Genomic DNA, 23,837 nt, shown 5'->3' on the forward strand with positions numbered 1-23,837 from the left:
CCGGCGGGGTGAATGGAGAGGCCGCAGATGCGGCGAGTGAATAAAGACGATGCGTGCGCCGTGAGGCGCGCGGTGTGGATTACAGTGCAGCGGCCGCGAGAGCGGCGAGTTGCTGTTGCGTAAGCGTCGAGCGTTCGACGCACTGCTGGCCGTGGTAGATCATGAAGCCGTACACGTCGGCGAGCGCGCGGGCTTCTGCGCACAGGGCCGCGTGTTCGGCATCAACGGGCGGGCGACGATCGCGCCAGTGATTAATCGCGCTTTCCATCTGCGCGAGCGACACGGTGCCGTCTGGCTGGTTCATGGAGCCTCCATCTGGAGAAGGCCTGGAAGCGCCGCGCCCATACGGGGACGTGGTCCCTTGCAGGCGGGATGAATGCCGGACTCGCCGGCGTGGTCGATGCGTCAGGGACGCGGGTGATAGATGCCAGTGTAGGCCTGCAACGACAGCGGATCGTCTCCAATGCTGCTGATTTCGATATGGCTTTCGACGTGCCGCGTCATGCCTCAGGATCGTTGACATCTGCTCGGATCAACTCGTTCGCCATCGAGCGCGCCGCCTCCTTCACCTCGTCGGCCGATGTACATGGTCCCGGGCGCGCGCATCCATCGAACGGATAGATCAGCTTGCCGTCGGTGGTGCGCAAGATCCGAAGCGCGGCATAGTAGCGCCCCTCCTCGATGCGTTCCGGATGAATGTCGACGTCATAGTCGTCGCGCGTAGGCGCTCGCACCTTTCCCCTGGCTGCATTGAGCCGCGCAGCCTGCAACTGAGCCTTGCGCATCGACATTACACTCTCCAGTCCGTCACTCACTCCGCCAACGGTCCGCAAGAAGCGCACCCGTAACGCGACGCTGTACACTGCGTGGACACTGATCGCTCCGCATTCACCATGGTTCGCGACTCCGATCTTTCTCCAGACGTTTTCCTGCTGGGAACACCCAAAGAGGTGGACCGGTTTCTTGTTGCGCGCCTGCGTGACGAGTCAGAGTCGCGCCCGACTGTGCGCATCGTCATTAACTGGATGCGGCTGCTGAAGGCGCGGGGCGACGCGTTCGCGTCGCACGTGGTCGCCTGCCATTACTGGCTCTACGAACACAAGCCGGGCTACGATCACCGGACCGCGTTCTGTCCCCCCGGGGAAGGTCTGGGCGTTTCGCCCCGCGCAGTGGGAGACGGCCGCGCCGACGCGCGGCATGAATCGCGCAAAAAAAACCGGCGCTCGAGGCGCCGGTCGGTTTAAGGGATAGAACTGCGGCTGGAATCAGGCCGCGCGCTGTTCGAGCAACGCGCGCGCGTAGGCCAGCGTACCGTCCTGCGCACTCAGCCTGCGCGCTTCTGCCTCGCTGCCACGGGCCAGCGCATACACGTGCGCCGCGCCGCGGCGATAGCTCTGGATACGCGAGTACCCATCGCGGATCGCGCGATCGACATGCTCGGCGCCCGACAGTTCGCCATGCCCGCTCACGACGTAGCGCGCTCGGCCAGCGATCTCGCGCGCGTACTCAAGATCGCGCTGCGCGTCACGTTCAGCCTTGCGCTGCGTCGCGTCACGCTCCCACTCGGCCTGCTGCTCTTCGTTGTATCCGCACATGCCGAAGATCGCGCGACGACGCTGTGCCGCTCGCACGCCGGTCAGCTTCACACCGAAGATCTCCCGAAACGCCTGCTTGCTTGCACGGTTGTGTTCGTCGGCACGGTCGAGCGTTTCCAGAAGCGTGCCGACGTCGCGATTGGCGAGGGCACGCGCCAGGCGGTTGCCGTGATCGTAGCCATGGCGCACGTGCTGCAGGCGCGCGACGTCACAGCGCTGGCGATGCGCGCGGCGGCTGATATTGCCGGCCTTCAGCTCGCTGTTGGCCCGTTCAATGTCGCGCTCGCGGATGCTCGTAGCGATGAGATCGCGCACGCGCGCCGCGAGCGGCGTGACAGGCTCCCCAATATCGACCGGCCGGGTAAATATCTCCGGTAGCGGCAGATCGCCGATCAGCCCGTGCGTATGCAACAGATCGTCGACCTGGGGATACGTGGGCTCATCGGGCAGCAACCGGGCAAGCATCGTCAGGATGTCGGCATTGTTCGCGTCGACCGTCTTGCCGTCGCCACGCATGACGCCGAGTATCGGGCGCAGCTTCGCGACTGGCATCGCACCGCGAAGCTCGGGCAGCGCCGCCAGCGTTGCCGCCCACTCGAGTCCGCGGCCGAAGCCGTCCCCGTCCAAGCGATACGCAGCGAGCACGCGATCGGGAACCGGCAGACCCAGCGCAAGCGCATACGCGATCTGTACCTCGTGACGACTGTTGGTCTGTCGCATGCCGGGGATATCCGGCCCGCAGACTGCAAACCCGTAGGCCGACCGAAGCGCTTCGGAGCAGATTGCCGAGAGAAAGAACTGTGCTCCCCGCTCCCGTGCGCCCGCCTCTTCGGCCTCAATCTGGTCAGACGACAGCAGAAGTTGCGGCCGCCGGCAGATGTCGGTGAAATCGAACAACGCGTTCCAGGCGGCGCGTTCGACCTGCCACGACTGGCGCTGCGCGGTACCGTTCTCGACGAACGCGGCACGCCGGTGCTCTTCGAGCATCGAGGTCACGATATCGGATGCCGATCCCGGCTGACGAAGCGCGAGCACGCCGTTGTAGCGTGTGACAAACACGCCGTCAGGCGCGCCTGCCAGTACGATCTGCGCCGTTTCGGTTTCGCGTACGCGCGCGTCGTTGAACAGCGGGAACAGTCCAACGAGCGATGAGGCGCTGAAGAACGCGTCTGGAGTGGAAAGCGTATACATGGATGATGGCTCCGTAAGCGCGAGACACCACCCATCCGGGGCGATGCCCCGCAAGGGAAGAGAGAAAGAGAAAACGGCGTCAGTCGATATCGAGAATGCGCGACACGGCGGCCGCGACGGCCCACGCGTGCGAGCGCGTCAACGTCTTGATGCGCACGAGCGGCAAGCTGCTCCAGTGGCCACCATCGCCAGCGGCGTGCAGGCGAACGTGGTCGATCTGGATGATCCAGCCCTCGGAGTGGCCGGTGGCCACCGACAGGCACAGCCGGTCGCGATCGACGCGTTCGGGCCACGGTGCGTTGGCCTTGAGACCGAACACCGAATCGTTCCCGTCGTTGATCCAGTTCGCCTCAATGACCCATTGAGGTTCCAGTTCAGCTTGCCGCAGGCGGCCGGCCATCAGGTTGGCCACTACGCCAACCGTCTTGCCAGTGGTGTCGAACGGCGCGGCCGCAAGCGCGACCGGTAGATCGAGTTCAGATGTATTCATGTGGATGGTCCAGAAACGGAAAAGGGCCGCACCCGAAGGTGCAGCCCTTAGATACGTCAGCCTGAAACTGACAAAAAGTGAATTTAGCGCGTATGCGAGCGATGCTCGCGTTCCGCCTCGCGGCCTCGATTCGTCATGTGACCACCGTAAAAATACACAGCGAGCCCGACGACGAGAGCAAACAATCCGAAACCCATGCTCATTCTCCGTTCATGGAATCCATGCCTCGCAGAAACAGTATCACAAAGAGGAACACCAGCATCACAACGTTCGCCGCTGCTGTGTACGTCCAGACTGTAGTGGCATGCCAGTAGCCAATGGCGCCAGCAATCGACGCCGCGGACAAGGTATGCGCAAAACGTCCAAACTGATGTCGCTGGTCCCTGTTCCAGGCGTGCCCGAAGTTGCCAAACGGCAGCACGGATTGAAGCGCCTCGGTGCCAACCACCTCACCACGTCGATAACCGTCAGGCTGCTGAAGCAGGTGGTACTTCACGCCCGACGCTACGACGAGTATCCGCGGGGGCGACTCCGTAGTGTCGCAGTCTCGCAGGAGTTGCTGGAGACGATCCGACAGGTAGACAACGTCGGTAGCAGGATCGAATGACGCGCCCTCGGAAATTTTCAGACCTCCGGCATATTCGACGACGATGCTTACGATTTCCATGCTGCCCCCTAACGTCGCTCGCTGTCCAGGCCGTTGGCCAGGCGCAGCGCGCTGAGCAGCGATTCATATCCCTCACGGGAACCGAGCTGCTCCGCGCTCACCGTGTTGTCGCCGCCACCGGACAGGTCCGAGCGGCCGCGACGGGTGCGAAACGACATCGCGACCGTGCCCCGTGCGGGCGAGTCGGTCACTTCGAGGATGAGGCGATTGGTGTTGAGCGAGACGCGGCAGCCGTTGCCACGACGGGCGGGTTCGGCCTTGATCTCGTGTTCACCCGCGCGCAGGCGAAGATCGCCAGCGACGCGGTGCAGAAAGCCGCGCGCGCGGCGCGTGAAGCGGGCATCGCGCTCGGCGCCCGCGCTGCGGCGGTCGGCGTGCATGACCCGGTTGGTGTGGCTCATGGAAACCTCAATAAAAAAAGGCGGGGCGCTTCACAAGGAAGTGCCCCGCCGCGCAGGAAGAAAGCCGGCTTGCGCCGGCGAGTGAAGTGCGTCAGTGCGTGACGCGGATACCGGAGTTCGTGTCCATCAGCAGGACACGGTCGCCGGGAGAGAAAAGCTGATCGTCGGGCTGCGTGATGACGCGCAACGAGCCGTCGGCCTTGCGGACGACGATTTCGAGACCAGCGGTGCGGGAGAGCGCGGCACTCACGTGCTGCGCGATGAAACCGGATGCAGCACCGGAGACGGCACCAGCGATATAACGGCCGCGACCGTTGCCGATCACCTGGGAACCCAGGAAAGCGCTGACGCCGGAGACCACGAGGTTTTCAAACCCCGAGCCACCGGACGACGCCTGGATGGTGACGCGACGCACACGCATGACCACTGCGGGTTCAAGCGTGCCGGCGCGCTGGACGTCCGAACGCTGATAGATGTTCGGCGAGCCGAAGTCCGTCAGGTTGGCGCAGCCCGTAAGAGCCGAAACAGCAACTGCGACAACGACACTGAGAACGATGCGGATCATGGTGCGGCTCCTGGAATAAAAAAGGGAGCCGCGTCCCTATTGGGAGTTGGCTCCCAACGGGGTAGAAATAGCGGGCGAAGAGCCCGTTGGCCTGGAAGGCCTCAAGAAAATGCCCACAACAGCATGCTGCTGCGGGTAGGTCGATGCGCCAGCGGCGCGAGGAATAGGGACAGTATGTGGGGGCTGCGCGCGCGCAGCGAATCAAATGCTCGCCGATTCGCTAGATGTTTCGCCCGGAGGGGGCGGCACGCCGCGCGCTGCACCGCTCCCCCGTCTCTACGCACTCGCCCACGCAGCCCGTGCAGTAGTGCCGGTCGCGCACGCCCGCCGCGTCCCAGCCCCGGCCGGACGGCAGCGGCGTGCCGAACTCGTGCCCGGCTTCGCGGGCGAAGAACACCGGCTCACCCGCGCGGCCGCGCCGCACGATTGCATTGATCTCGTCGGCGCCAAACGCCTCGCGCAGCGCATCAACGAACTCGCCGATCTCCGGCATTGGCCTCGGGGGTCTGTTCATGGTCGAAAATAACTGTATATTTATACAGTATTCTACTCCGGGAATTCAGGCCATGTATATTTCGACACTCTCGCCAAACCTGCCGCCCACCGGGCTTCCGGCGGGTATGGACGAACTGCGCGCGTTGTGGCTCGACGGGCATCTGGCCATGGGCGAATTCGTCGCTGCCGGCGCGGTCGCGGGCCACGGCGAACATGTAGTGATCACGGGCGCGCTGCCGCGGGCACGTCTGGACGCCATCCTCGCCGACGATCCGTTGGTCGTGCGCGGATTCGGCACGTACACTACGACCGAGATCGCCCCCGCGCGCCTGGCCGACGGCCTGAGACCGCCCTGCCCCGAGCACTGAATCATGACCTCCCTCGACGACGAGCAACTTGCCATCCGGCGCGGCCGCGCCCGGTTCGAAGCCGACGTGGCACAAACCGTCCGCGTGATCGCCGAGCGCTACCGCGCGCAGGGCATGGCGCTGAGCGGCGACACCGCACGCGCCATCCTTGACGAGGCGCTCGCCGACGTTGGCCTGGCATCGCGCTGGCCGGCCGACCTGCTCGCGCCACTCGCCGCAACGGTTGAACTGCCTCCGGACGACGCCGCGCTTTCAGGAGACGGTGGGAATTTGCATCCGTTGATCCAGACCCTTTTCGACGCATTCGACACTCAGGTCGAGCACTGACCTCGCCCGGGTCGACGGGCAAAAAAAAGCCGCCCGCAAAAAGCGGGCGGCGTTGTCGAAGGAAAAGACTTCTCACTCGAATCATGCTGCCTTGCGGCGGCGCGCGGGTTTCTTCGCAGGCTTGTTCTCGGGCGGCGCCTCGTAGCCGAACCGCGCCCATGCTGTGGGATCGATTGGCACCGGGTTCGTGCGTCCCGTGGCGAGATTCACAAACACCGCCGAGAACGTCAGGCCTCCGTTGCGGAACAGCGACCAGAGCAGGTTGAACGCCTGCACGGAGATCGCCTGATTAATGACGAGCGACTGCTTGCGCAGCGCGTCCGCCATCGAACACGAAGGCGTATCGTCCCCCCTGTCATTCTTCGCGTTCAGCATGTCCGGGAACAGGTCGCCCACATGGGGCAGCCTGTCGTGCCGGGGCTTGCCGAACTCGCCGAGAATGACCTGACCACGATCCGTCTCGTTGCCGCAGTCCAGGTAGTAACGCACCTTGCCGCGTTTCGCCGCCTGGGCGATCGCATGCCGCGCGCCGCGCGAGTCCACGCAACCGATCACCATGTCGGCTTGCAGGTTGATCGTGGAATCGACACGCCGCGGCAGAGCCGTCCAGCTCGTCCCCATCAGCAGGTTCAGGCGGTTCACCAGCAACGACGCCTTGTAATGCCCGACGTCGTTGGGATAAAAGCCCTGCCTGCCGACGTTGAACTCGCTGACCGTGTCATCGTCGTAGACCGTGCACTTGATTCCGCCCGGATGACCCAGCTCGATCATGGCGTGATGCAGGCGCGCGAGCGACGGCAGCAGCGCGCTGCCTGTGCCGCCAGCGCCCACCACGACCACGTTCCAGGCACCCGTGAGCATGCTCTCGGGCGTTGCGTGCAGGATCGCGCTCATACGACCTCCCCTGCGAGCGCCGCCAGCCAGTTCTGCGGCACCGCGCCAGCGACTTCGAAACGCCCCTTGATGCACAACCGCAGCGCCACCGACGGCGTGCGATCGCAGTTGCCCAGCACAAGCGCGAACTTCACGTCGTGCTGGTCATCGCGATCGTCCGTCGACGAGAAGTACGCACGGCTGTGACCGTGCGAGTGGCAGTCGACGACGAGAGATTCACCCGCCTGCAGCTCGGGCCGCTCGTAATGCAGATGGCCCGGACCGTGCGACAACGAAGAAAGCGCCACCAGGCGAAAATCGCCCGACTCCGCGTTCCACACGATCCATGCTCCGGCCTCATTCGGCAATGCCGCGCTGGCCATCTGCGCGAACTGCGCCACGAGGCCTGCAGGCACCGGCCCGCACTTCAGGTCGGTGTGCTCGGCCGCCGCGCCGTACGGCACGGGCGTGCGCCAGTCGAACGACGAGAGCCGTCGCACGAGACGCACCCATGGCCGGCTGATCTCGAGGAACACGCCGTTGGACGCGATGAGCAGACGCTCACCGGGGCCGCCCATCGGCGCGACAGGCTCGCGCGTCGGGACCATGACCGAAGGAAACGAGCCCTGCAGGGCAACATCGACCGGATTCATGCCACACCTCGCGAGTGGATCAGATCAAGTACCGTTTCCCCGGTGGGCACCAGCGCTTCGAGAGGAAATGCGCTGAATTTGCCATCGAGCATGTCGCGCCAGAAAGCAAATTCGCCGTTCTCATAGGCGACGCGCTTCCCACCGTTGTTCGGATGGGTGAACGCGGAATCGAAGAAGCCCGATTCCCAGCCCGCGATCGAGTCCACGTCGATGTGCGTTGGCACGCGAGCCGAGCCCACACAGATCAGGCCGTCATCCCACGTGTTGAAGTACGGCGGCTCGAACAACGGAGTGTCCGGGCCCGGACGGTCAGCAACGTTGACGGAGAACACGCGAAAACCGTGAATCCCGGCCTGAAAAACCAGCCCCGGATGCGGCACAACGGCCGTGCGCCTGCCGATCTCCTCAGACTTGAAGAACACGCGGCGCATCGCAGGCGGACACCACCAGGTCACGGCGCGGCTGTTCAGACCAAGCACCGTGGGTGGAAGAAACGCCGCTTTGGCGGCAGCGTTCTCGTCGAGCGCGCGCAGTGCCGTGACGAGCGCATCGCGCGTGACCGGCCGACCTGCGCCGATGACCGTGCGTTCGCTACGCCCCTGACGCTCGACAGGATGAACGGTTGCGTAGCACGCACCGTTTGCCCCTTCGTAGAGCAGGATTGCAGAGGTCAGCGCAACTGCGCTGCCGACCTTGCCGGTAACGACATTTTTCATGGAATGCTCCTAGGAGGTCACCAGCGACAGGAGCCTGTCGAGGCGAGTCATGATCTGGAAAGCAAGCGACCAGTCCGCGTACTGCCTGCAGATGTCGCCTGCCCTGGTGGACAGAGGGGAAAACGCAGCGAACTCGCAGTGGTCGCCGCCCTGGTAAGCCGATTCGATCGTGCCGTCGAGGATCTGACCCACGTAGGTCTCATCGCCCGACACCACAAACGAGACGGCCGAAAACAGCGGCATGATCGACGGCTCGCCGCGCAGAAGATCCCGGGTTCGGCTTTTTCGCATCAACGAACCCAGCGCGAGCAGTTCGGTACAGACCCTGCGCGCCTTGCCGCGAAGCCTCGGGCGCAGCGACCTTATCTGCGTCGGCGAGAGCAGCGGCCGACGTCGCCATTTGCCGTCGCGCCAGCTGCCTGTCATCCCATCGTCCGGACAAATCAGCGGCCTGGCCGTAGAGGGCAGATACGCGGCAATGTCGGAATCGTCCGCGCCGAAGCGCTCCCTGAGCGCCTCCATCGCGTCCTTGTCGGACGCATCGGGATCGCCATCCCAGAACCACGCCGCAAACTCGCCGAGAAACCACTGGGGCGAGCGGACCATCACGGTGCGATACGAGGCCTCGTCAATGACGTTGAGTACGGTGCGCAGCAAAAGCGGATGCGCAGAGCGCAGCGCCTCGACATGCGAAGCCATCTCGAAGAGGTTTTCGTCTGGCAGGCAAAAGCCCAGATACAAGGGGGATGCAGCGATGAAGTCTTTGTCCAGACACACATGCTCGAGCGTCGTACCAACCGCGTTGGCATCGAGCAGCATGGGGCGCACCGTCAACCGCGAGAACTCGCCCTTCTGCCGCGCCACCCAGGCAAAGAACGCCTGGGAAAACGCGTTGAGCTCGTCCGATGGTTCGTGCACGTCCGCCGCCCGCAACGGGCCATAGCGAAAATGCGCGAGGATCAACGCAGACATCTCTTCGCTGGCCTTCCACTTCATGGTGCCCGACAGCGGCACCTGCGTAGCGACCGATGGCAGGCTCAGAAAATCATTGGCAGCTCGATCTCGGGCAGCGGCAGCGCGTGGCGGTTGCCAGCTCGCGAGCGAGCCGCCCTCGACGTCCTGATCAGTTCTCGAAGGGTCGAAGAACATAGTGCTGATTCCTCGTCGGAAAGAAAAACCGCCCTCTCGGGCGGTTCCTGTGCAGTGGAGAGGCTCCCCTCACGGAGAGCACGCAATAGCGTGTCCTTACGCATTGGAGCCCTTGGCACCCGCCGCGCGGACAAACCTGTAGGTGGCGATGTCCCCGGCGATCTCGGGCCCGTCGACCGTTGCGGTCGTGAGCTCGGGATACTGTGCCGAGAAGAGATCGCGAACATCGTTCGGGCTGAACGCCGGGCCGGGGTCGGCAAACTTCATGCCGTTGTAGGTGAACTCGCGGATGAGCTTTGCGATGCTGATCGTCATGGCCTGTCTCCTCAAAGAAGCGCGAAGAGATCGGTCTTGCCGTCGCCGCCTGCCTGTGCGGGCGAGGGCGTGTCAGAGGCCTGCGTCGAGTCCGTCGTGTCGCCACCACCTTCGGTACCGTCGGCATCATCGGTATCGTCGTCGGACGCCCCCTTCGGCGCGGGAAGCGCCGGCTTCGAGCCCTTCGACAGCGCCTTCTGCGCCTTGCCCGCCTGCGACTTCTCGGCCGCCTGCAGGATCTCGGTCGTCGCGCTCACCTGCTCCGCAAGGGAACGGTGTGCGCCTTCGAACGATTGCAGCGCCTGCACGAAACCCGCATCGAGTTCCGCCGGCGTTGCGGTGAGGACGAGAGGCTGGCGCAGCGCGGCCTCTTTCGAGTCCGCGCACGGCATCACGACCACCGACATCTGGTCACCGGCCATCTTCATCATGAGCGTGACCTTGCCGGTCTCGCGCACGAGCGCTTCGAGTTGCTGGAACATGAATAACCTCTCAAATGAAAAGCGCCGCGCGGTCATCAGACCGGGCGGCGCAAAATGGAAAAGCCACGGCGAACGCCGTGGCATGCATCAAAACTTCAGGACCTTCAGAACCTTGCCCGCGTAATCGAAGCCCTCGACCGACAGCAACGCGTCGATCACTTCGGACTTCGATTTGCCGAACACCTTTTTGAAGTTCTCGCCCATCGCTGCGCGCAGCCCCAGTTCGTCGGCCACCACCTTCATTTCCGATTTCGTGATCAGCTCCAGAAACTCCTTGTCGAGTTTCCAGTGCTTTGCGAGATCGAGCCTGTGGTGACGGCACATCGTCGTGAGGTACGCAACGTCGACGCCCTGAATTGCGGACATCGTGACGGCGATCATCAACTTGCCTTCGTTGTCGGCGGCCAGCGTCGCGGCCGCGGTTGCAGCCTTGCCGAAGTCGCCAACAGACGGCTTGTCGTCGATGAGGCGTTCCCAGATCGTGTTGAGCGGACCCGCCTCGATGCTGCGCGCCTGCCCCGTCGCCACGATCGCGAGCAGGTATCGACGCGCGAGCGCCGCATCCTGACTCACCTCGCGACGCAGCGCCTTGCGCCAGAGCGCAACGCGATACGTCTTCACGCGGTCGGACTCGGACACCACCGTCGCTTCGGGTGCAGCCGCAGCGGGCTTCTCGCCCTTCGCGGCGCTCGAAGCCTTCGACGTGCCATTTGACGAAGCCGCTTTCGCAGCTGCGGGCTCCGGCTTCTCGCTCTTGATGCGCGCCGCCACCTTCTTCATGTTGCAGACGGTGTCGAAGCACTGGCCCTTGTAGACCTTGCCGAGCGAGTCGGGCAGAGCGCTGACCGCGGCGCCGAAGTTCTGGCATGCATAGCACGCCTTCGACTGTTCGACGCCCACGCCCTTCGCGCCATCTGCCACGAGCTGGATGCGCGTGTGGTTGTCGCCTGGACGCACGATCCGAACGGTCTGGAACTCGTCGCGCAGGCCTGCGGCCGTTGCGTCGAGCTGCTTTTCCGTCTTCTCGTTGTAGCAGTTTCGGTTCGTGCAGTTGCCCGAGGCAATGGACTCGCCGAACATCTCCGCCTGTGCGGCCGAGTTGTGCTGGCAGCCCGCGCAATCCGATTTGTCGAAGATCGCGGCCGAGAGCGAGCACGAGGCCCGCTCCAGCACGCTTTTCAGATCGGCAACCGTATGCCCCTCCTTCACAACGACCGGCAGGATCTTGTCCTGCTGTTCTTTCGTGAAAGCGGCGAACAGTTCGGCGTGGCCGAGCTTGATCGTGCGGGTATTGAGCGCGTCCAGAACGGACGCACTGCAATTCATCAGCGCGAGGCGCGCGTCGAGAACGGCACGTGTCCAGCCGAGCTGGCGCGCGGCCTCGTCACGGTCCCCCTGGCAGAGGCCAACGATCTCCGCTGCTGCGACAGCCTCCTCCGAGGGTGCCATGTCATCGCGCTGGATGTTTTCGATCAGCGCCAGAGAGCGCGCTTCAAACTCATCCATCTCGCGAATGACGACAGGCATCGGGTAGTCCTCGCCGTGGGCTTCGCGTGCGGCACGAAGGCGGCGCTCACCCGCGACGAGCTGATGCTGGCCGTCTTCGAGCGGACGCACGAGCACGGGTTGAATGACACCCTGCGCGCGCACGGACTCGATCATTTCCGCCATCTTCGCGGGATCGAAATACTTGCGCGGGTTGCGGCCGGGTTGAATGTCGCCGAGGCGAAGCGTATTGGATTGCATTGCGGGTCTCCTGAGAGGGAACCCGCCCCCAACGGGAGAGGATTCCCGAAGGGTGAAGAAAAATAGGCCATGCGGGCCTGAGTCGATGCGCGAAAAGCGCGGTAGGTGAGTGAACGATATCGCGCCAATGGACGCCACGCGCCGGAAAAGATCAGATTTCCGATACGGCTTTTAAAAAAACAAAAGCCCGGGATTTGGTCCCGGGCCTTCGTTCAGAACAGCGCAAGCTGATCGACGATCTCGAAGAACGCGTTCGCGTGCGGCTGCGCGCCAACGGCCTCCTCGAACATATCGGCGAGTCCGTCCGTATCAACGACTTCGGCGGGCCGTTCGAGCACGGCGACGTCGGCGAAATCCTCCGACATCGCCGGTCCCGCCATCGGTTCAGGTTCGAAGACCTGTTCAACGACGGGCGGCGGCAACAGAGCAGCGTCGTCGTGCTGAGCATCATCGCGCGCGCCACCGTCAAGCAGACCACGCAACGCATCCCACGCGCGGCGCATTTTCAGTTTCTGGTTCCAGCCGCCAAGCACGTGCGCGGGCGTGTACCAATGTCCCCAGACCTGCATGCTGAGCGTGTTGCCGTGCACGACCATTGCGGGAACGTGAAGCAACGATAACTGCACGTAGGCCATGTGCACACAGCATTGGTCGATATCGACGCAGGTCGCGTGAAGCGCCCGCTGATAGTTCACGCCCGCCTCGTGGAACGCTTCCGCCATCGCGATGATCATTCCGCCAGCGCCGCACGCCGGTTCCTGCACACGCGCAAAGCCCTGGGCGTCGGCTCGCGCAGCGACATCGCCCCCAAGCATCCCGGCCATCAGCTTCGACAGCGCGTACGGCGTGAAAAACTGGCCGCAGCGATCGTTGCTGATGCCAAGCATCATGTAGGTCTCGCCGAGAACGTCGGTGAGGCCTACGCCGCTGCCGTCCAGCATGCCCTGCACACGAACTTCGAATGTCCCCGTCAGTGCGGCGAACATCGCCGGGAAGCGTTGAACCTCTTCCGGTTTGTACTTGCCCACAATATCCATGTAACGCTTCTCGCGCACATCGTACTGCGCGCGGTCCACGCGATTGCTGATCGCAAGCGCCGCCATCTCGACGAAATCGCGAAACACCGTGTCGAGGTGATGGCCGTAAGAGAACTGCTTGAGCAGGGATACCAGCTCGCGCTGGTGTTCATCTGCCGTGTAGTTGAATTTGCGCTCTGCGCTCTTGCGGCTCATGCCCGCTCCGTAGTTGAAGGAGGCATGAGCCCATCGGGGCAGTCATGCCCCAGAGGGAAAATAATTCGCCGGCCGTGGCCAGCAACTCAATGCGTGATCAGCGCGGAATGGGTATTCCAAGTGATTGCGCGACGCCGAGCGCGATAACCCCATATGCGACGGCGAACACCGGAACCATGACGAAATGAAAAAGGTTGTCGTGAAGCCACCTGAGCGTTTTCAAGGGTGCTCCTTGCGAAGTTAATAATGAATGTCCAGCGGCGCTGGAAGGTCGATGCGTCGATGACGCGAAAGCAGCACTGATCGTAAGCGCCACATAGCGGTTTCAGCACCACGAAAGAGGACCGACTGCCGCCCTCTTTCGTGCTCCTGCGCTTATCCACAGATTTCTTGGATAAGTCTGTGGATAAATTTCCCTGGCGCATGCTTAGCACGCCTATGGCGTTGGCTTTCACGCTCTTTGCGCACGTTGCCCGCGCAGCGCACACGGGAGAATGGACTCGCGTGGCAATGATGCCCGCACATACACGGGAGAATTCAAATGCCAGATCTAAACAGGCGGCGCGCGTGGGCGGGTTCGCTCGCCTTCACGGCCGTATCGTCGTTGGTGGTCTTTCTGCTTTTCGGCCTGCCGTCGCTATCCGGCGCCGGCGACCTGAAGGTGGCGCAAGCGGTGATTTTCTCGCTTGCTGTTGGCCTCGGCCTGGAAGGTGCCAGACGCCTGAAGCTGGTCCAGTTGCGGCGTGAGCTTGCAGCAGCCAGCGACACGAACGTCGTGAACGTTGGGATCAACGGCGTAAGCGTCGGCCAGATCAGTGAGCCGGTATACGCCGATATGCGCTTGGCGTGCGCAACCGATCCGCGCAACTACGTCGCCGCGTTCAGTGACCTGCTCAAGGCGATGGTGTGGCATGCAGCACTGACGTTTCTCGTCATGACAGCTTTTGGGGGACTATATGCGCTTGCGTGCTGCCTCCTGACGCCGGTTGATCTAGCCCAGGCCCTTCTTGCCCTGACGGCGTTTCTCAAGGCACACGCCGACAACGCGGCTGCTATTGGTGCAGCCATTCATATGGCTGCGGTGACGCTGGTGAATCTCTTCTTGTTCCTTTATCTCCTGCTTGCAGGTGCGCGGATGGCTTTCACGTCGGGCCCGTCACTGCTGCGATCGTTTTACAGCGACCTTCATCGCCGCATTCGTATGATGCTCGATGTACCTGTCACCGGAAACGTTTCGCTGCGCCGCACTCGCGCTGAGTGATCCGATGAACTGATAGCCGACAGGCGCCTGTCGGCCTTAACGCGGAAAGCTTCAGTTTTTGTGGAGCTTTCTCGCCTCAATAGCATCTCCCGCAAAGCAGCGCAAAATCTGCGTGCTTTCGCCTCACGTGCATCGTCCTCCAGCCCCATCATGAGACGATGGCTGCCACTCCCGCAACTCCACCTTCCGGTTCGACACCGCTGCGCCTGCGCCGAGTTCTTTACCAGACCAGCGTCTCCGACAGGGGCGAGGGCGTCGTCACCGAGCACGATGCTGACACCGGCATGGTCACAGTGCTCGACACCGCAGACGGCTCATTCTGGCGTGGCCCAGAAGATTGCCTCGAAATTCTTGCCTGACTACCCATGTACTCACGACTCGAATATCTTCTGATTGTCGCCGTGCCTACCTTGGGCGCATGGATCATCGTTCGCTCGACACTCATCTTTCACCACGCGTGGATCGCGTACGTGGGCTTCGGCGCATTGATCGTTATCTGTGCCGCGGTCGCACTGCTGGACAGGTGGGTAAGGCGTCGCGCAGCACGGCGCGCCGCCAACGAACGGCTCGCAATGCACGCCCTCTACCCATCGTGCCACGTCACGCGCCTCTCCGACGGCACCTGGTTTCTCACCGATCGCGCGACCGGACGCGAATACCGCACAGCTCGAGATGGAGCAAACCATGCCTGATGTCACGTTCGCGGGCGTGCGTGTCCCGCTGGCCGAGGTCCAAGAGAGTCCCGCGCGTTATGCGCGCGCGCTCGAACGCGCCAAGGTCACGCCCGGCTATGCGCTTTGCCATTGCCGCGCCGATCACCCGCGACAGCTCGTCATTCGCCGCTACGGCTCGCTGCTCCACCTCGCGGGCTGGCCCGACGACGGGGTTCACCACGCGCAGGGTTGTGACTTCCAGAAAGATCCCGGGCGTGAGCGCGCCGGCACCGGCGGCGACACAACGGCGGCGATCATCAACGGACCAGACGGCCTGAACGTACGTCTGGACGCCGCACTGATCCAGCGCGACGTTACGCCGGGCGCCCGCGCGCCGAAGACCGGCACTGCAACACGGCCCACCCGCCGCCGCGCGCCCCTACTCGCCTTTCTTCAAACCCTGTGGCAAAGCGCAGGCCTTACCTCGTGGTCGGGCACGTCGATGGCCCGGGGTTGGGGCGCGGTCAACGCCATGCTTGTGGCGGGTCTGGGCGCGGACGCGAAGATCAACGGCTCCCCGGCCGACGAGGTGCTCTACGTGATGCGCCGCTATGAGGAAAGCGAACGCGAAGCGATCAACACCGAGTTCGAGGCGTTCATCGGGCGAATCAGCAACGACGGCAACGTCTCGCGCCGATCGCTGATCGTCGGCGAGCTGGGTGAGGTCGCCGACACGCCCTATGGGAAGTCCATCACGCTGCGTCAGCGGCGCCAGAAGTACTTCACGTCGACCGAGTTTGTCGACCACTGCGCAAAGACGTATGCGCACGCGTGGCGCGCCGTCGGCGACGGCAACGCACGCGTGATCGCGCTGCTGCTCGTCGAGCGCACGACGAAGGGGCACCTGCGCGTCGTGGATATGGCTGCCATGCTGTGCTCGTCGACCTTTCTCCCGTGCGATTCCATCCACGAAGTGTCCATGGCCAATCGGCTCGTCGCGGAGCGTCGGATTTTCGAGAAGCCCATTCGCATGGCTGCCAACGACGACATGCTGCCCGACTTCGTTCTACTGGATACGCGTCCCGCGACCCACATCGAGGTCTACGGCATGAACGGCCTCGCCACCTACGAGCGGCGCAAGGCAGAGAAGCGGACCTTGCGTGCCGCGCGCGGCATTCCGGCCGTTGAATGGAACGTGGAGCGCGAATCGCTCGAACACATCGTACTGCCGCCCGCTTCCGTTAGAACTTGACTTTGTGCTGCGCGCAGTAGGCTGAAAGAGCACCTCACTTTTTCATCCTGCGGAACGCACAACATGCCCAAGACCACGGCACACGCCGCCAGCAACCCGGAAGCCGAAATCAGCCACCGCCTTCTCTTTCCCGGCTGCCCAACCGATAGCGTTTCGGTCGCCGACGTACAGCGCTGGCTCGATTCGCTGCCCCCGCTCTACCGGAATCCGATGGAAGCGAACGGAGCCGGACCGGTCGCCGCCTTCCTCTATGCCCGTGCGATCGGGCGCCTGCATACCGGCCTCCAATCCCTCCACGACCAGAGCTGGACCACGGCACGGCTGCTATGCAGTGCGGCCGACGCGCTGCTCGCTACCGACGACGACGACGAGCCGGCGCGCGACACCCGCTACGGATCAGCGCCCAAGCCGCCGCGCGAGCGCGCCGCACGCCTGTTCGCCACCCTCGCCCGCGCACGCATGGACCTGCTCGCGCTGCCCGACGGGATCGCGCGCACCGGCGTCTCGAACGCACTCGACGATGCCGAGCTGCTCGCGCGCGACGTGATCGCCGACCCGGTCCCCGCCAACGTCCTCGCGGCCCTCGATCGTATGTGCACGCCGCTCGACGAATCGGTCCTCGGCGGAGCGACCGCGCGCGCGGACGCCCACTCGATGCAGACGATCCGGCAATACGTCCTCGGCGTCTGCAGCAATGAGACGTCTGGGGCTTGAGCATGGCAGAGAACACTGGCATCGAATGGGCCGATCACACATTCAACGCGTGGCTCGGCTGCACCAAGGTCTCGACGGGCTGCGACAACTGTTACGCCGAGCGCGAGCGCGCGACGCGCATCCTCGACGTCAGGTGGGGCGCCGGACAGCCGCGCCATCGAACCGCCATTTCCACGTGGAAGAACCCCAAACGCTGGAATGCTGCGCACGCAACGTTCTTCGCCAGCCACGGCCGGCGGCAGCTTGTCTTCTGTTCTTCTCTATCCGATGTGTTCGACAACGAAGTGCCGCCCGCCTGGCGCGCGGATCTCCTCAGTCTGATCTCACAGACCCCCGACCTCGACTGGCTGATCCTCACGAAGCGAATCGGCAACGCGCGGGCCATGCTCAATGAGGCGGTTCTGGAAATGACGTCCGGTGCCCGGGAGTGGGACGCGGGCGCCTGGCCGAACCTCTGGCTCGGCGCGACGATCGTCAACGAGATCGAGGCGGAGCGCGACATCCCGAAGCTGCTTGAAACACCAGCCGCAGTGAAATTCCTGAGCATGGAGCCGTTGCTCGGACCGGTCGATATCAGCGATTTCCTCACCCCGGGCTGGCCGCGATGCGAAACGGGCTTTGTCCAGGGTGCGAGATACGAGCATGGCTATTGCGCCACGTGCGCTGGCCACGTCACCGACCCTATTCACCAGAGCGGCATGCACGACGTCATCGACTGGGTGATTGCCGGCGGCGAGAGCGGCGCGGGGGCTCGGCCCATGCACACGCACTGGGCCCGATCACTCCGCGACCAGTGCGCAAACGCCGGCGTTCCGTTCCTGTTCAAACAATGGGGCGAATGGTTGCCGGCCGATCAGGCGGACACGGTCCAGCACGACGCGGCGCGCGCGGCGGCATCGCTTTCGGCCTCTGGTGAAGTGCGCCTCGACGGCGACGCCGTGATACTCCAGAAGGACGACGCATACGTGCTCAAAGTCGGCAAGAAGGTCGCCGGTCGCATGCTGGACGGGCGTGTGCATGAGGGGTTTCCCGTGCACAAGGAACGTTGCCACGGCCGCGCGATTGATGCGACTGCTCGCGCCTGAGGTGAAGCATCGGGCGATGCGTCCCCGTTGATTCCGGCGAGTTGCGGCCAATCCGCTACGCACCTTACAGAATTGAATTCACGGGGACGTTGGATAATGTCGGCCTATTCCAACCACCCGACTCGCCATGTACGAGCAGCTCATACCTTGCGACCACTGCGGCGGCCGACCGACCGTCGGACGTTCGCAGCGAATCATCTCCGACTCGCCCGACCCGTGGTACGACCAGACAAGATGGGGGAGATTCGGCGGCCCGCCCGTTCTCGGCGACATGATGCACCGTCCGCCCGAAGCCCCAAAAACGGAGGCTCTCGTCTGCATCTACTGTGCCGGGTGCGGAATGCAGACCCCATGGGTAGCGTGCGAGGAGGACGACACAGCCGCGCGCAATACCGTCGGGGAAATCTGGAACGCCCGCCTGAACCGGCCCGACGCGGAAAAGACTGATCTCCAACGGCTTGTCGAGCGTGAAGTCGGTGTCTCCGATATCCCGGCTGTGCTGGATCTGCTCTCGCGCACAAAAGCCGACTGGGAAAAAATGGGGCCGATATTCGCGATGCTTGCCCGTCGCCTCATCGACGCCACAGTTGTGACGTTCGACTCGTGGCCCATTGACCCGGTGCTCAACGACGCCGCGCGTTACCGCAAGCTCGTCCAGCTCACAAAATGGGTGGATATTGACGGCGAGCGGTACGTACAGTTCCCAAAGGTTTACACCCACCCCGAAGACCGTGACCGTCTCTTCGAAGACGTCATCGCTTCGGCAGTCGATTCGTTGCCGGACCGGGATCGCTGGTGATCGCTGAGCGAAACGTACAGGCGAAAAAAAACCGGCCTATCTTGCGATAAAGGCCGGTCGAAGGATGATTCTGGCGAGTGCCGGGGATTGCCAGAACCTGAGAGACCCAACAAGGTCATTGTGCCTCGCGCTCTGCCTCTCGATTCCCCCGTATCGTTGGTTCTTTCACTTCCATTTTCGCTCCCCGGCTGCGGCAATTTAGTCTTACAGATAGCCTGCTGAATGTACGCTATCGAACACAATTCGTCCGATGAATAGCGGTGACGGCGACGCCGCTCACGCAGCGTCCAGCAACCGGTACAGGGCCTGTCTCGAAATGCCCAGCGCCAACGCTGCATGGGACTTGTTCCCGGCCGCCGCCTCGAGCGCCGAGCGCACTTCGTCGATGGTCGGAGTCGGTTTAGCAAGTCGCTCCTGGCGCGCGAACGTCGAAATATAGGCGTTCGCCTTCGTCGGCCGGCTGTGGCCCGCAGCCTCAACCACGCGTCTGATCGCCTGCGAATGTCGTTCGGCGTCGGGACGCTTGCCAGCCTGCTTGACGGGCGCTGTCACACCCGCCCATTTCTCGTAGACCTCCTGCAGGTACTGGTGGCGCAGGCCATGGCTTGTCACGCCGAGCCCCGATTTCGTGATGCCGTGGCGCTCCAGCACGTAGTAGTACCAGTTGCGCCACTGCTTGAGCGTACGGTCCGCTGGCACCGTCGAACCCGTCAGCGGATTCGCGAGTCGGGCGGCGGCCTCAAGCACGGCATACTTCTCTTCGATCGGCACCACACGATCACGACCGCCCTTCGTGCCGCGCGTCACTTCCAGCAGCATGTCGATGTCATTGACCGCGCGCACCGGCTGAAGCATGAAGCTCTCCTCGATGCGCAGGCCAAACGCCGCCTGCAATCGCAACTGCACCGCTGTGCGCGGGCACGTCGAGGCGATTTCCGCAATCTTCTCGTGCGCATTCACCCCGTTCGCTTCCCATGAGCGATCAACCTCGGCCACATACGAGCGCACAAGGCCGTTTTCCTTGCGGTCCGCATAGTCATCGAGCGTCCCGACAAGATTGTCCTTGTTCATCCAGTCAGCGAGCGCGCGCAGATAGGTCAGCTTGTTCTCGATGGTGCCGCCGCTTTGCTTCACGCTCACCCAGCGCTGCACCAGCCATTCGATATGTTTGCGCCGCAGGTTCCAAGGGCTCGCGAGCGCGAACCCGCCCTCGCGCAGCTCGACGAGCGCCGCGCAGATCGCACGCACCCGAAGTTCCTGCGTCTTGATCGACAGCGGCTTCGCGCTGATACGCGTGCGGCTATGCACCGATGACACGTGCTCATCAAGCAGCAGGATGAGCTCCGCCGATACAGTGGGCGTGAGCCGGTAACCGCGTACGACCGCACGCACGTTGAGGATTGCCGCCATGGTTTCTCGCTTCCCTGTTGTGTGCTCGCCCGGCTACGCGGCGTGACGCCCCTGCCCGGCGTCCCGTCCGCTTCCACGCGGGCCTGAATCCTGTATTGCTCGTGCCGCCTACCATGCGGCTTCGCCGATGCCCCGGCGCGGGGTTTGCTGCCTTCCTGTCCTTTAGCGATTCCATCCGATCAGCCCGACGCACGGAAGAGATGCGGTCCGACTGTCCACCTTGCTGCGGCACGGGCCGGATTGCGCTTCGCGCAAACCCACTCCCGCTTTAACTGCTTTAACTGCTTTTGCTGCCTGTACTGCGTTGCCGCCTGCCGTGGCTACCCGACCGGCCAAGGACGCATCGCTGCGTCTGGACGGACCGAACAGCGCGTTGCCGTTCGTCCGCCCTGGCCAACTGCCGGGCAATTCCTGTTGCGCGTTTCTGGTGACGGTTGCGCGGACCGTTATGTCTTCCGTACAGGGAGGCGCGAATCACTGGCGTGGCCAGCGCGCAGGCTCTCCCCCGTTCCAAAGCACGTTCATCTCCGCCGCGGTGTATCGGGCTTCGTGAACGCACCCAGCACTCGGGCTGAAGGAACGTGTGCAGACGTTTGAGGAGCGGTCGCGAACTGTCCAACTGTCCGCGTCCACATTTCCTCAATACGCCACATTGCGGCGGACACCCGCCAATCGTATGGATATCGCACTGTCCGGTGGTCCTCAATATGGATCACGGTGGACTTGATCTGACTGAAAAAAAATCCGCCTCACGGTGGAGAGCGGACAGTTGGGGATTTCTGGCCCGTGCGGGCCGCGGAGGATGGCCCATCGGGCCGGGGAAAAGACGCACGAAGTGCCTTGCACTTCAGGTCGATGCGTCAGGGACGCAGCAGGTATTCCAAGAATAAGGGCAGAACGCAAACGCGCAGACCCAAAAGATCACCTCATCCCGCGCGCTTTCGGCGACTTGACTTTGCAATGGCCTCGATAGACTGGACTCAGCAATACCGGAGATTTGCCCGGAGTTTGCCTGGGGCTGCCAGGCAAACTCCGGGATTAAACCGGGGTTCGTGAAAGCAACATGCACAAACCCCGGGCTAATCTCCGGGATAGCGTTTTCAGTGCCGACAAACCCGGACTTTATCCCGGACTTTCGGCGCACCACTTAACAACCATTCAAGAGAACCACACATCATGAAAACCCCCGTCTTCGCCATCGACGTCGGCTACGGCAACACGAAAAGCGCCTACCGAGCAGCAAGCGGCACGGTCGCGACCGACATGTTCCCCTCTCTCGCCCCGTTGGCTGCTACCCGTTCGCTTAGCGGATACGGCGATGCAGTTCTTACCTCGCGCAAGGTCGCGACCGTGACGATCGACCAGATCGAATACGAGGTCGGCCCCGACGTGTCGCTGACCGCTGCGTACGGCAAGACCGGCCGCGCCCTGGCCGACGACTACGTGCTCACCAACAACTATGCGGCCCTGCTCTTCGGCGCGATTCACTTCGCGGGCGTCACGCACATCGAGCGGCTGGTGCTCGGGCTGCCGGTGCATAACCTGAAGAAGTATTCCGATCTCCTCAAGGAACGCTTCGCCGGCGAAATGGACTTCGGCTGCGGGCACGTCACGGTCGACAAGGTCGTGGTGCTTCCCCAGCCGCTGGGCTCGCTCATCTCCGCATCCAGCTCGCGCGGCAAGGCGTTCAACCCCAACGACGAGCACCTGGTCGTCGACGTAGGGTATTTCACCACCGACTGGGTGTACGCGAAGGGCTTCGCGATGGACGACACCCGCAGCGGCGGTATGCCAGGCGGCGCGTCGCAGATCTATCAGCGCATCGCCAGCCTGATCTCCCGAGACGAAGGCGACGACGTCGAAGGCATCGAGCTCATCGACAAGGCCCTGCGCGAGCACACGACGTTCCGCTTCTACGGCAAGGAAATCGACCTCGCGCCCTACCTTGAGCGCGCCGAACCTGTCGTCGCCGGCGTCGTGCTCGCGATCCAGAATAACGTCGGCAGGATGCCGAACCTGCGCTCGATCATCCTCTCGGGCGGCGGCGCCGCTCTTTACGCCGCAGTGCTGCGTCGCGCATTCCCGCGGCTCGTGATCGAAATGATCGGTTCGCCCTGCGTGGCGAATGTCGGCGGCTTTCTCATCGCTGGTGAAGCCGGGCTCGCACGCGAACGGCGCGCCGCATGAACGGCAAACTCGTAATGGAGGTCACGGTCACCGAACTCCTGACTCCGCGGCTGTTCGCGCGGCTGAGCGCCTGCACCTCGCCGCGCGAGCGCGCGGCGGTGTTCAAGGCCTGCGCGGAAGCGCACCTTCGTGGCGAAAGCAGCATTGCGCGCGACGATGCCGTCAACGTGAACGATCGCCATTCAGGATCGACCACACGAAACGACGCTAAAGCGCTCGGCCGCAATGTTCGCGGCTTTGCGACGGCCCCAACGAAGACGAATGAAGGGCTCAACGAACTGGGCTTGCAGAGCATCCCGACGGTGGACGGAAGCGAAACGTCAAGCGTCATGACAGACGCCCTCGGCGACAGTCTCGCCGGGTTCCTCTAGCCCCCCGCGCACGCCTTGACTTCTCTCGGGGCGTGCGAACATGAATTCACGACACCAGTGCAGCGCGGGCCGGATTCGTCTTGCACCGGTGCATACACCGGAACCTCAAAAGGAAGAAGATCATGGAATACGCACTGCTCAATGCTATCCTCCACGGCGAACGACTGACCGAACCGCTCACATGGGTCTATATCGCCGCATTGATCGCCGTGAGCATCGCCGGCTGGATGGTCGGCGGTATCGCGTTCGACCGCTGGCACAACACGGAGAGCGAATGATGGACAGAATCGAAAAGGCATGGACGACATTCATGCGCTGGCCCGTAATCGCGCGGCGCGCGGCGATCGCGGTGGTGTGCTACCTCGTGTGGCTTTCGTGCGCCTGGCTCTACACGCTGGGTCTGCACGATGCCGCCGTGTTTATCGGCACAGTATCGAGCATCGGCATGTTTATCGCGATTGGCGGACTGTACGTGCTTCGCTGCATCTTCTCGCTGATTCTCGGTTGCCGTCGCAACTTCCTGCGATAGCAAACCAGACGCGCAAAAAAAAACGGCGACCCGAATACACCGGGTCGCCGTTTCTTCATGTGCGCGCAATTACTGCGTGCGCTTCGTTGCTACGAGAGCGAGTCGTAGCGTGCAAAAATCAAATGCCTTCTCGAACGGCTCGTCGCGTGCGACCGTCTTGCAGCTCGCGCGGTCGAACACATCAAAGCCCGTCGCCTCGGATTTGCAGACAGGCTGGTGGCCGTTGGCTGCGCCATTGGTGGCCACGATCGTGAAGCGATTTCCCACCTTCATCTGAAAGAAGCTCATTTTCTGCCTCGGCAAAAAGAGCC

33 protein-coding genes are annotated in these 23,837 nt (G+C 63.3%); 14 read left to right on the forward strand and 19 right to left on the reverse strand.

Annotated elements, in window-relative coordinates; all coding sequences use genetic code 11:
- Positions 1-79 precede the first annotated feature (79 nt).
- Together LDO54_RS12875 and LDO54_RS12880 are read right to left on the reverse strand one after the other, a co-directional pair.
- Entirely contained in the window at positions 80-304 is a 225-nt protein-coding gene (locus LDO54_RS12875; RefSeq protein ID WP_224010824.1) for a DUF3717 domain-containing protein, read from the reverse strand.
- A gap of 196 nt (positions 305-500) precedes the next feature.
- A complete protein-coding gene (locus LDO54_RS12880; RefSeq protein WP_224010826.1) occupies positions 501-791 on the reverse strand; it encodes a DUF6723 family protein in 291 nt (96 codons plus the stop codon).
- A gap of 102 nt (positions 792-893) precedes the next feature.
- On the opposite strand from LDO54_RS12880, the gene LDO54_RS12885 reads away from it, so the two are divergent.
- On the forward strand, positions 894-1,244 hold the full coding sequence (locus LDO54_RS12885; protein ID WP_224010828.1) for a hypothetical protein: 351 nt from the start codon (positions 894-896) through the stop codon (positions 1,242-1,244).
- Positions 1,245-1,265: 21 nt separating this feature from the next.
- Here the strand turns inward: LDO54_RS12885 and LDO54_RS12890 are convergent, their stop codons facing one another.
- The 6 genes from LDO54_RS12890 to LDO54_RS12915 form a co-directional block, all read right to left on the reverse strand.
- The gene (locus LDO54_RS12890; protein WP_224010830.1) at positions 1,266-2,786 is read right to left on the reverse strand and encodes a hypothetical protein; all 1,521 of its coding nucleotides are present in this window, start codon (positions 2,784-2,786) and stop codon (positions 1,266-1,268) included.
- A gap of 79 nt (positions 2,787-2,865) precedes the next feature.
- Positions 2,866-3,276 carry a hypothetical protein gene (locus tag LDO54_RS12895; RefSeq protein ID WP_224010831.1) on the reverse strand — a complete coding sequence of 137 codons (411 nt, stop codon included), beginning with the start codon at positions 3,274-3,276 and terminating at the stop codon, positions 2,866-2,868.
- A 199-nt stretch (positions 3,277-3,475) separates the two neighbouring features.
- Positions 3,476-3,943 (reverse strand): hypothetical protein, encoded by a 468-nt coding sequence (locus LDO54_RS12900; RefSeq protein ID WP_224010833.1) that lies wholly within the window; start codon positions 3,941-3,943, stop codon positions 3,476-3,478.
- Positions 3,944-3,951: 8 nt separating this feature from the next.
- Positions 3,952-4,344 (reverse strand): hypothetical protein, encoded by a 393-nt coding sequence (locus LDO54_RS12905; protein WP_224010835.1) that lies wholly within the window; start codon positions 4,342-4,344, stop codon positions 3,952-3,954.
- A gap of 91 nt (positions 4,345-4,435) precedes the next feature.
- Positions 4,436-4,909, reverse strand: coding sequence for a hypothetical protein (locus LDO54_RS12910; protein ID WP_224010837.1), 474 nt, complete (start codon positions 4,907-4,909; stop codon positions 4,436-4,438).
- 220 nt (positions 4,910-5,129) lie between these two features.
- On the reverse strand, positions 5,130-5,402 hold the full coding sequence (locus LDO54_RS12915; protein ID WP_224010838.1) for a hypothetical protein: 273 nt from the start codon (positions 5,400-5,402) through the stop codon (positions 5,130-5,132).
- Positions 5,403-5,475: 73 nt separating this feature from the next.
- Here LDO54_RS12915 and LDO54_RS12920 point away from each other — a divergent pair, with 73 nt between their 5' ends.
- Positions 5,476-5,772, forward strand: coding sequence for a hypothetical protein (locus LDO54_RS12920; protein WP_224010840.1), 297 nt, complete (start codon positions 5,476-5,478; stop codon positions 5,770-5,772).
- A gap of 3 nt (positions 5,773-5,775) precedes the next feature.
- The gene (locus tag LDO54_RS12925) at positions 5,776-6,099 is read left to right on the forward strand and encodes a DUF2471 family protein (RefSeq protein ID WP_224010842.1); all 324 of its coding nucleotides are present in this window, start codon (positions 5,776-5,778) and stop codon (positions 6,097-6,099) included.
- An 81-nt stretch (positions 6,100-6,180) separates the two neighbouring features.
- On the opposite strand, the gene LDO54_RS12930 is transcribed toward LDO54_RS12925, so the two are convergent.
- The 9 genes from LDO54_RS12930 to LDO54_RS12970 all read right to left on the reverse strand — a co-directional run bounded on the left by LDO54_RS12930 (position 6,181) and on the right by LDO54_RS12970 (position 13,720).
- Positions 6,181-6,993: a PRTRC system ThiF family protein gene (locus LDO54_RS12930; protein WP_224010844.1), complete on the reverse strand. Its 813-nt coding sequence runs from the start codon at positions 6,991-6,993 to the stop codon at positions 6,181-6,183.
- A complete protein-coding gene (locus LDO54_RS12935) occupies positions 6,990-7,625 on the reverse strand; it encodes a PRTRC system protein A (RefSeq protein ID WP_224010846.1) in 636 nt (211 codons plus the stop codon). Before LDO54_RS12935 ends, LDO54_RS12930 begins: the two co-directional genes overlap by 4 nt.
- A complete protein-coding gene (locus LDO54_RS12940; protein WP_224010848.1) occupies positions 7,622-8,341 on the reverse strand; it encodes a PRTRC system protein B in 720 nt (239 codons plus the stop codon). Before LDO54_RS12940 ends, LDO54_RS12935 begins: the two co-directional genes overlap by 4 nt.
- A gap of 9 nt (positions 8,342-8,350) precedes the next feature.
- Positions 8,351-9,490 carry a PRTRC system protein F gene (locus tag LDO54_RS12945; RefSeq protein ID WP_224010850.1) on the reverse strand — a complete coding sequence of 380 codons (1,140 nt, stop codon included), beginning with the start codon at positions 9,488-9,490 and terminating at the stop codon, positions 8,351-8,353.
- A gap of 96 nt (positions 9,491-9,586) precedes the next feature.
- A complete protein-coding gene (locus LDO54_RS12950; protein ID WP_065058042.1) occupies positions 9,587-9,805 on the reverse strand; it encodes a PRTRC system protein C in 219 nt (72 codons plus the stop codon).
- Positions 9,806-9,816: 11 nt separating this feature from the next.
- Complete coding sequence (locus LDO54_RS12955; RefSeq protein ID WP_224010852.1) at positions 9,817-10,287, reverse strand: PRTRC system protein E; 471 nt, start codon at positions 10,285-10,287, stop codon at positions 9,817-9,819.
- An 87-nt stretch (positions 10,288-10,374) separates the two neighbouring features.
- On the reverse strand, positions 10,375-12,033 hold the full coding sequence (locus LDO54_RS12960) for a PRTRC system ParB family protein (RefSeq protein WP_224010854.1): 1,659 nt from the start codon (positions 12,031-12,033) through the stop codon (positions 10,375-10,377).
- 212 nt (positions 12,034-12,245) lie between these two features.
- Complete coding sequence (locus LDO54_RS12965) at positions 12,246-13,265, reverse strand: N-6 DNA methylase (protein ID WP_224010856.1); 1,020 nt, start codon at positions 13,263-13,265, stop codon at positions 12,246-12,248.
- An 86-nt stretch (positions 13,266-13,351) separates the two neighbouring features.
- Complete coding sequence (locus LDO54_RS12970; protein WP_224010858.1) at positions 13,352-13,720, reverse strand: hypothetical protein; 369 nt, start codon at positions 13,718-13,720, stop codon at positions 13,352-13,354.
- An 86-nt stretch (positions 13,721-13,806) separates the two neighbouring features.
- Here LDO54_RS12970 and LDO54_RS12975 point away from each other — a divergent pair, with 86 nt between their 5' ends.
- The 7 genes from LDO54_RS12975 to LDO54_RS13005 all read left to right on the forward strand — a co-directional run bounded on the left by LDO54_RS12975 (position 13,807) and on the right by LDO54_RS13005 (position 19,029).
- A complete protein-coding gene (locus LDO54_RS12975) occupies positions 13,807-14,526 on the forward strand; it encodes a hypothetical protein (protein WP_224010860.1) in 720 nt (239 codons plus the stop codon).
- Between the two features lie 158 nt (positions 14,527-14,684).
- Positions 14,685-14,885: a hypothetical protein gene (locus LDO54_RS12980; RefSeq protein WP_224010861.1), complete on the forward strand. Its 201-nt coding sequence runs from the start codon at positions 14,685-14,687 to the stop codon at positions 14,883-14,885.
- 6 nt (positions 14,886-14,891) lie between these two features.
- Positions 14,892-15,218: a hypothetical protein gene (locus LDO54_RS12985; RefSeq protein WP_224010862.1), complete on the forward strand. Its 327-nt coding sequence runs from the start codon at positions 14,892-14,894 to the stop codon at positions 15,216-15,218.
- On the forward strand, positions 15,211-16,431 hold the full coding sequence (locus LDO54_RS12990; RefSeq protein WP_224010863.1) for a DUF1173 family protein: 1,221 nt from the start codon (positions 15,211-15,213) through the stop codon (positions 16,429-16,431). Before LDO54_RS12985 ends, LDO54_RS12990 begins: the two co-directional genes overlap by 8 nt.
- 63 nt (positions 16,432-16,494) lie before the next feature.
- Positions 16,495-17,145, forward strand: a complete 651-nt coding sequence (locus tag LDO54_RS12995; RefSeq protein WP_224010864.1) for a hypothetical protein — start codon at positions 16,495-16,497, stop codon at positions 17,143-17,145.
- A 2-nt stretch (positions 17,146-17,147) separates the two neighbouring features.
- Positions 17,148-18,230, forward strand: a complete 1,083-nt coding sequence (locus LDO54_RS13000) for a phage Gp37/Gp68 family protein (protein WP_224010866.1) — start codon at positions 17,148-17,150, stop codon at positions 18,228-18,230.
- A gap of 127 nt (positions 18,231-18,357) precedes the next feature.
- A complete protein-coding gene (locus tag LDO54_RS13005; RefSeq protein ID WP_124262139.1) occupies positions 18,358-19,029 on the forward strand; it encodes a Lar family restriction alleviation protein in 672 nt (223 codons plus the stop codon).
- Between the two features lie 276 nt (positions 19,030-19,305).
- Here LDO54_RS13005 and LDO54_RS13010 read toward each other — a convergent pair whose 3' ends face one another.
- The gene (locus tag LDO54_RS13010; protein ID WP_224010868.1) at positions 19,306-20,439 is read right to left on the reverse strand and encodes an integrase domain-containing protein; all 1,134 of its coding nucleotides are present in this window, start codon (positions 20,437-20,439) and stop codon (positions 19,306-19,308) included.
- Between the two features lie 1,176 nt (positions 20,440-21,615).
- On the opposite strand from LDO54_RS13010, the gene LDO54_RS13015 reads away from it, so the two are divergent.
- The 4 genes from LDO54_RS13015 to LDO54_RS13030 all read left to right on the forward strand — a co-directional run bounded on the left by LDO54_RS13015 (position 21,616) and on the right by LDO54_RS13030 (position 23,526).
- The gene (locus LDO54_RS13015) at positions 21,616-22,626 is read left to right on the forward strand and encodes a PRTRC system protein D (protein ID WP_224010870.1); all 1,011 of its coding nucleotides are present in this window, start codon (positions 21,616-21,618) and stop codon (positions 22,624-22,626) included.
- The gene (locus LDO54_RS13020; RefSeq protein ID WP_224010872.1) at positions 22,623-22,997 is read left to right on the forward strand and encodes a hypothetical protein; all 375 of its coding nucleotides are present in this window, start codon (positions 22,623-22,625) and stop codon (positions 22,995-22,997) included. The genes LDO54_RS13015 and LDO54_RS13020 overlap by 4 nt, the downstream gene beginning before the upstream one ends.
- A 122-nt stretch (positions 22,998-23,119) precedes the next feature.
- The gene (locus tag LDO54_RS13025; protein WP_224010874.1) at positions 23,120-23,275 is read left to right on the forward strand and encodes a hypothetical protein; all 156 of its coding nucleotides are present in this window, start codon (positions 23,120-23,122) and stop codon (positions 23,273-23,275) included.
- Entirely contained in the window at positions 23,272-23,526 is a 255-nt protein-coding gene (locus LDO54_RS13030) for a hypothetical protein (protein WP_224010875.1), read from the forward strand. Before LDO54_RS13025 ends, LDO54_RS13030 begins: the two co-directional genes overlap by 4 nt.
- Before the next feature lie 69 nt (positions 23,527-23,595).
- Here the strand turns inward: LDO54_RS13030 and LDO54_RS13035 are convergent, their stop codons facing one another.
- Positions 23,596-23,814 (reverse strand): hypothetical protein, encoded by a 219-nt coding sequence (locus tag LDO54_RS13035; protein WP_224010878.1) that lies wholly within the window; start codon positions 23,812-23,814, stop codon positions 23,596-23,598.
- Between the last annotated feature and the right edge of the window lie 23 nt (positions 23,815-23,837).

Origin of the sequence: Paraburkholderia tropica (assembly GCF_914484835.1) — a bacterium.
GTDB classification, from domain to species: domain Bacteria; phylum Pseudomonadota; class Gammaproteobacteria; order Burkholderiales; family Burkholderiaceae; genus Paraburkholderia; species Paraburkholderia tropica_A.

Bases quoted from the DNA above. Each gene is read 5' to 3' on its own strand.
- LDO54_RS12875 (WP_224010824.1), bottom strand. From the start codon at position 304: ATGAACCAGCCAGACGGCACCGTGTCGCTCGCGCAGATGGAAAGCGCG.
- LDO54_RS12880 (WP_224010826.1), bottom strand. From the start codon at position 791: ATGTCGATGCGCAAGGCTCAGTTGCAGGCTGCGCGGCTCAATGCAGCC.
- LDO54_RS12885 (WP_224010828.1), top strand. From the start codon at position 894: ATGGTTCGCGACTCCGATCTTTCTCCAGACGTTTTCCTGCTGGGAACA.
- LDO54_RS12890 (WP_224010830.1), bottom strand. From the start codon at position 2,786: ATGTATACGCTTTCCACTCCAGACGCGTTCTTCAGCGCCTCATCGCTC.
- LDO54_RS12895 (WP_224010831.1), bottom strand. From the start codon at position 3,276: ATGAATACATCTGAACTCGATCTACCGGTCGCGCTTGCGGCCGCGCCG.
- LDO54_RS12900 (WP_224010833.1), bottom strand. From the start codon at position 3,943: ATGGAAATCGTAAGCATCGTCGTCGAATATGCCGGAGGTCTGAAAATT.
- LDO54_RS12905 (WP_224010835.1), bottom strand. From the start codon at position 4,344: ATGAGCCACACCAACCGGGTCATGCACGCCGACCGCCGCAGCGCGGGC.
- LDO54_RS12910 (WP_224010837.1), bottom strand. From the start codon at position 4,909: ATGATCCGCATCGTTCTCAGTGTCGTTGTCGCAGTTGCTGTTTCGGCT.
- LDO54_RS12915 (WP_224010838.1), bottom strand. From the start codon at position 5,402: ATGCCGGAGATCGGCGAGTTCGTTGATGCGCTGCGCGAGGCGTTTGGC.
- LDO54_RS12920 (WP_224010840.1), top strand. From the start codon at position 5,476: ATGTATATTTCGACACTCTCGCCAAACCTGCCGCCCACCGGGCTTCCG.
- LDO54_RS12925 (WP_224010842.1), top strand. From the start codon at position 5,776: ATGACCTCCCTCGACGACGAGCAACTTGCCATCCGGCGCGGCCGCGCC.
- LDO54_RS12930 (WP_224010844.1), bottom strand. From the start codon at position 6,993: ATGAGCGCGATCCTGCACGCAACGCCCGAGAGCATGCTCACGGGTGCC.
- LDO54_RS12935 (WP_224010846.1), bottom strand. From the start codon at position 7,625: ATGAATCCGGTCGATGTTGCCCTGCAGGGCTCGTTTCCTTCGGTCATG.
- LDO54_RS12940 (WP_224010848.1), bottom strand. From the start codon at position 8,341: ATGAAAAATGTCGTTACCGGCAAGGTCGGCAGCGCAGTTGCGCTGACC.
- LDO54_RS12945 (WP_224010850.1), bottom strand. From the start codon at position 9,490: ATGTTCTTCGACCCTTCGAGAACTGATCAGGACGTCGAGGGCGGCTCG.
- LDO54_RS12950 (WP_065058042.1), bottom strand. From the start codon at position 9,805: ATGACGATCAGCATCGCAAAGCTCATCCGCGAGTTCACCTACAACGGC.
- LDO54_RS12955 (WP_224010852.1), bottom strand. From the start codon at position 10,287: ATGTTCCAGCAACTCGAAGCGCTCGTGCGCGAGACCGGCAAGGTCACG.
- LDO54_RS12960 (WP_224010854.1), bottom strand. From the start codon at position 12,033: ATGCAATCCAATACGCTTCGCCTCGGCGACATTCAACCCGGCCGCAAC.
- LDO54_RS12965 (WP_224010856.1), bottom strand. From the start codon at position 13,265: ATGAGCCGCAAGAGCGCAGAGCGCAAATTCAACTACACGGCAGATGAA.
- LDO54_RS12975 (WP_224010860.1), top strand. From the start codon at position 13,807: ATGCCAGATCTAAACAGGCGGCGCGCGTGGGCGGGTTCGCTCGCCTTC.
- LDO54_RS12980 (WP_224010861.1), top strand. From the start codon at position 14,685: ATGGCTGCCACTCCCGCAACTCCACCTTCCGGTTCGACACCGCTGCGC.
- LDO54_RS12985 (WP_224010862.1), top strand. From the start codon at position 14,892: ATGTACTCACGACTCGAATATCTTCTGATTGTCGCCGTGCCTACCTTG.
- LDO54_RS12990 (WP_224010863.1), top strand. From the start codon at position 15,211: ATGCCTGATGTCACGTTCGCGGGCGTGCGTGTCCCGCTGGCCGAGGTC.
- LDO54_RS12995 (WP_224010864.1), top strand. From the start codon at position 16,495: ATGCCCAAGACCACGGCACACGCCGCCAGCAACCCGGAAGCCGAAATC.
- LDO54_RS13000 (WP_224010866.1), top strand. From the start codon at position 17,148: ATGGCAGAGAACACTGGCATCGAATGGGCCGATCACACATTCAACGCG.
- LDO54_RS13005 (WP_124262139.1), top strand. From the start codon at position 18,358: ATGTACGAGCAGCTCATACCTTGCGACCACTGCGGCGGCCGACCGACC.
- LDO54_RS13010 (WP_224010868.1), bottom strand. From the start codon at position 20,439: ATGGCGGCAATCCTCAACGTGCGTGCGGTCGTACGCGGTTACCGGCTC.
- LDO54_RS13015 (WP_224010870.1), top strand. From the start codon at position 21,616: ATGAAAACCCCCGTCTTCGCCATCGACGTCGGCTACGGCAACACGAAA.
- LDO54_RS13020 (WP_224010872.1), top strand. From the start codon at position 22,623: ATGAACGGCAAACTCGTAATGGAGGTCACGGTCACCGAACTCCTGACT.
- LDO54_RS13025 (WP_224010874.1), top strand. From the start codon at position 23,120: ATGGAATACGCACTGCTCAATGCTATCCTCCACGGCGAACGACTGACC.
- LDO54_RS13030 (WP_224010875.1), top strand. From the start codon at position 23,272: ATGATGGACAGAATCGAAAAGGCATGGACGACATTCATGCGCTGGCCC.
- LDO54_RS13035 (WP_224010878.1), bottom strand. From the start codon at position 23,814: ATGAGCTTCTTTCAGATGAAGGTGGGAAATCGCTTCACGATCGTGGCC.